General features: G+C 73.3%; 5 protein-coding genes and 1 pseudogene. 5 read left to right on the forward strand and 1 reads right to left on the reverse strand.

The window, feature by feature from the left end:
• The first annotated feature begins 148 nt into the window (after positions 1-148).
• The 3 genes from ABT084_RS37655 to lnt all read left to right on the forward strand — a co-directional run bounded on the left by ABT084_RS37655 (position 149) and on the right by lnt (position 2,529).
• The gene (locus ABT084_RS37655) at positions 149-325 is read left to right on the forward strand and encodes a DUF8839 family protein (protein WP_351054293.1); all 177 of its coding nucleotides are present in this window, start codon (positions 149-151) and stop codon (positions 323-325) included.
• Positions 326-405: 80 nt separating this feature from the next.
• Positions 406-873: a nuclear transport factor 2 family protein gene (locus tag ABT084_RS37660; RefSeq protein ID WP_351054296.1), complete on the forward strand. Its 468-nt coding sequence runs from the start codon at positions 406-408 to the stop codon at positions 871-873.
• 78 nt (positions 874-951) lie between these two features.
• Positions 952-2,529, forward strand: coding sequence for an apolipoprotein N-acyltransferase (lnt, locus tag ABT084_RS37665; RefSeq protein ID WP_351054299.1), 1,578 nt, complete (start codon positions 952-954; stop codon positions 2,527-2,529).
• Here lnt and ABT084_RS37670 read toward each other — a convergent pair.
• Positions 2,474-3,379 (reverse strand): Gfo/Idh/MocA family protein, encoded by a 906-nt coding sequence (locus ABT084_RS37670; protein WP_351054302.1) that lies wholly within the window; start codon positions 3,377-3,379, stop codon positions 2,474-2,476. The two genes, lnt and ABT084_RS37670, sit on opposite strands and share 56 nt — an antisense overlap.
• A gap of 85 nt (positions 3,380-3,464) precedes the next feature.
• Here ABT084_RS37670 and ABT084_RS37675 point away from each other — a divergent pair, with 85 nt between their 5' ends.
• The gene (locus ABT084_RS37675; RefSeq protein WP_351054305.1) at positions 3,465-3,986 is read left to right on the forward strand and encodes a DinB family protein; all 522 of its coding nucleotides are present in this window, start codon (positions 3,465-3,467) and stop codon (positions 3,984-3,986) included.
• Positions 3,987-4,093: 107 nt separating this feature from the next.
• A pseudogene (locus ABT084_RS37680) lies at positions 4,094-4,359 on the forward strand (hypothetical protein); the annotation flags it as partial.

The following is a 4,359-nucleotide window of genomic DNA, read 5'->3' on the forward strand; positions in this document are numbered from 1 at the left end:
GGGGATCCCCCGTGTCTGCAGAGGGAAGTTGGACGTGCCGACAATGAATCCGAGCCGTTCCGTCCTGGCCGCCGTGGCCGTCGCGTCCGCCGCGGCCCCCGCGTCGTTGTGCCTGAGAGAACGGCGACACAGCAGGGGGTGCGGTGCCATGGGGCGAGTGGTTCTGGAGCGGTTTCCGGCCGGAAGTCCGAGGGGAAGCTGGCCGGCCGAGGAGTACGCCGCCCAGCGGACGCGGGAAGGAGTCGCGGCCGAGGTCGTCATGGACCTCGCCAGCGACGCGTTCCTCGTCGTGGTCCGCCAGCGGGAGGCGCATTCCGGTCACTGAGCGAACGGGGGCGGCCCGCAAGAAGATCCGGTGGCCGCGCGCCCCTTGGAGTCGCGGGCCCGCTGACCCACACTGACCCGATGACGCAGCGTGTGGAACTCGCGACGGTGATGGACCGGCTGGCGATCGATTCCGTGGTGACGGGGTACGCGGTCGCGGTGGACGACGGTGACTGGGCGGCGTACCGGGCCCTGTTCACCGCGGCGGGCCGGGCGGACTACCGCTCGGCCGGCGGGATCGAGGGCCCGGCCCACGAGGTCGCGCGGTGGCTGGAGGAGACGATGCGGCTCTTCCCCGTGCGCCAGCACCTCATCGTCAACCGGCGGATCGACCTGGAGACGCAGGACGGCTCGGCCGGCGACCGGGCCGAGGTGAAGGCGGACTTCCTGAATCCGATGCGGCTGGCCGGGGAAGACTTCGACGGGAGCGTCACCGCGCCCAACTTCGTGGCCGCGGGGCGCTACACGTTCGCGCTCGCCCGCACCCCCGACGGATGGCGGCTGACGGGGGTCACCGTGCACGAGAAGTGGCGCCACGTGTCCGCCTGAGGCACCGTCCGCCCACGGCCCGTACCGCCCGGAAGCGGCCCGGGACGGGGGGCCGCACACTGGAAGCGGAGGCGCGCCATGCTGACCGACCGGCCCCGGTGGTGGCACACGGCGGCCGCCGTACCGGCCGGGGCACTTCCCGCCCTGGCCTTCCCCGCACCCGCGCTCTGGTGGTTCGCGTACGTCGCGCTGGTGCCGTGGATGCTGTTGCTGCGCGCGGCTCCGACCCCGCGGCGGGCCGCGCTCGAGGCCTGGCTCGGGGGCGCGGGCTTCATCCTGGCGGTCCATCACTGGCTGCTGCCCAGCCTGCGCCTGTTCCTCTTCCCGCTGGCCGCGCTCCTGGGCGTGCTGTGGATCCCCTGGGGGCTGCTGGTACAGCGGCTGCTCGGCGGGGTCGTGGCCGCGGGCCGGGCGAGCGCCGCGCTGGTGCTCGTACCGGCGGGCTGGCTGCTGTCGGAGCTCGTCCGGTCGTGGCAGGGGCTCGGCGGGCCCTGGGGGCTGCTGGGGGCCAGTCAGTGGCAGGTGCCGCCCGCGCTGCGGCTCGCCTCGGTGGGCGGGGTGTGGCTGCTGAGCCTGCTGATCGTCGCGGTGAACTGCGCGCTCACGCTGCTGATCACGGCCCCCGGCGCGCGGATCCCGGCGGCGGCCGGGGTGACCGGCTGCGCGGTGCTGACCGGCGCGGTGTGGCTCTGGCTGCCGGGGCCCACGCCCGCCGGTGAGCTGCGGGTGGCCGTCGTCCAGGTCGGTCCGGCGGGCGTCACACAGAGCGTGGAGCAGCGCTTCGCCACCGGCGAGCGGCTGACCCGGGAGCTGGTGGGGCGGCGCCTGGACCTGGTGGTGTGGGGCGAGAGCAGCGTGGGTTCCGATCTGGCCGCGCGGCCGGACCTGGCCCGGCGGCTCGCGGACCTGTCGGCGGCCGTCGGCGCTCCGCTGCTGGTCAATGTGGACGCCCGGCGCAGCGCCGCCGAGACGAACGGGGCGCCCGGCATCTACAAGAGCGCGGTGCTGATCGGCCCGGGGGGTCCGACCGGTGACCGGTACGACAAGATGCGGCTGGTCCCCTTCGGGGAGTACATACCGGCTCGTTCCGTCCTCGGCTGGGTCACCTCGGCGGGCAAGGCGGCCGGGGAGGACCGGCGTCCGGGCACGGCTCCGGTGGTGATGGACCTGCCCGCGGCGGACGGCGCGGGCATCCGGATCGGGCCGCTGGTCTGCTTCGAGTCGGCGTTCCCCGACATGAGCCGCCACCTGACCCGTGAGGGCGCTGCCCTGCTGATCGACCAGTCCTCGACCGCCACCTTCCAGGGCAGTTGGGCCCCGGCGCAGCACGCCTCGCTGGGTGCGCTGCGCGCCGCCGAGAACGGCCGCCCCATGGTACACGCCACCCTCACCGGCATCAGCGAGGTGCACGGCCCCTCGGGGCAGCTGATCGGCGCCCCGCTGCCGGGTTCCGCCTCCGCGGCGGCGGTGTACGCGGTTCCGCTCGCCCGGGGCACCACGTTCTACACGCGCTTCGGCGACTGGCCGGTGGGCGCCGCCCTGGGCGCGCTCGCGCTGTACTGCGCGGGCGAGGGCGTGCGCGGGCTGCGCGGCGGTTCGCTCAGGAGGCCTGCTCCAGAGCCGACCGCACCACCCGCTCGCACAGCTCGTGGGTGAGCAGCGCGTCCCGGGCGCTGAGCGCCTTGCCCGAGGCGACCGATTCCAGGAAGGCGTCGACGACCTGCTCGATGCCGCGCTGGCGGGCGACCGGAACCCAGTCACCGCGCCGGCGGACGGTGGGCTGGCCCTTGTGGTCGATGATCTCCGCCAGGTTGACCACCTGCCGCTTGGTGTCCTGGCCGGAGACCTCCAGGATCTCCTCGGTGGAGCCGGAGAGCCGGTTCATGATGCCGAGCGCGGTGAATCCGGCTCCGGAGAGCTGGAGCACCACCTGGTGCATGAGGCCCTCGCGGAGCACGGCCCGTACGTCGACGTGGTCGGCCTCGCCGGGCAGCAGGAAGCGCAGGGTGTCCACGACGTGGATGAAGTCGTCGAGGACCAGGGTGCGGGGGTCCTCGGGCAGGCCGACCCGGTTCTTCTGCAGGATGATCAGCTCGCGCGGGTGGTCGGCGCACTGGACGTAGCCGGGCGCGTGGCGGCGGTTGAAGCCGACGGCCAGCGAGACCCCCCGCTCCTCGGCCAGTTCGACCAGGCGCCGCGACTCGGCGATCTCGTAGGAGAGCGGCTTGTCCACGTACGTCGCCACCCCGGCCTCCAGCAGCCGCGTGACGATCTCCGGGTGCGCCGTGGTCGGGGCGTGCACGAAGGCGGCGTCGAGACCCTGGGCGAGCAGGCCGTCGAGGTCGGTGTGGCGGCGCCCCGCGGGGATGTGGTGCAGTGCGCCGATCCGCTCGAGGGTGGCCGGGGTCCGCGTCTGCAGGTGGAGTTCGATCTCCGGGCGCGCGGTGAGAACGGGCAGGTACGCCTTCTGGGCGATGTCACCGAGTCCGATGCATCCGACCTTCACGGGGATCCTCCTCGTTCGTTCCTTCCGGCACTGCTCGCAGCTTAATGCCTGGTGGGAGGGGGCCCGTTCGGCCAGTATTCGGATCATGAGCATTCCTGCGACCGATCGCACCGAACCGTCGACCACCGCCAACGAGCGCGACATGCTGGACGGGTGGCTGGACTACCACCGCGCCACCCTGGCCTGGAAGTGCGAGGGCCTCACCGACGAGGAGCTGCGGCGCGTGCCGCTGGCGCCGTCCGAACTGAGCCTGCTGGGGCTCGTACGGCACATGTCGGAGGTGGAGCGGTACTGGTTCCGGGAGATCACCCTGGGCGAGGACCTGGACGATCTGTACTCGACGGAGGACGACCCGGACGGCGAGTTCCACCTCACGGACCAGGACACCTGGGCCGAGGCGGAGCAGGTGTGGCGCGAGGAGATCGAGCGCGCGCGGCAGGCGTCGGCGGGCCGCCCGCTCGACGAGGTGTCCATCGGGCGCAGCCGGGGCAGCGGCGAGCACTTCAACCTCCGCTGGGTCTACACCCACATGATCGAGGAGTACGCGCGCCACAACGGGCACGCCGACCTGCTGCGGGAGCACATCGACGGGGCGACGGGCGAGTAGGCGCACCGCGGGGGCGGGCGGCAACCGGCCAGTGGCCGTCACCCGTGCGGGGTGAATTTCGGCCGCGGGTTTTCGCAACCAGGTGTTCGCACAGCAGAGTTGCGCGGGTGCATCCAACCCGAACCACGACAAAGCTGCTGCTCGGAGTCGCCTGTGCGGTCTCGGCCGTCTCCGGCTGCGTGAGTGTGAGTCCCCAGGCGCCGCAGCCCGCCGGGGCCGCGTCCGCCGAGCCACCGCCCCAGGGGCACCACGATCCGCACGGCGCGGCGGGGGCCGCGCCAGTGGTGGTGATGGCTCCCGCCCTGGAGGCGCTGAAGGCCGTACCGGCGGAGCGGAGCCGTGGCCCTGATGGCGCCGTAGCCCAGGGTGCCCG

Source organism: Streptomyces sp. NPDC002138 (assembly GCF_040296485.1).
GTDB lineage: Bacteria > Actinomycetota > Actinomycetes > Streptomycetales > Streptomycetaceae > Streptomyces.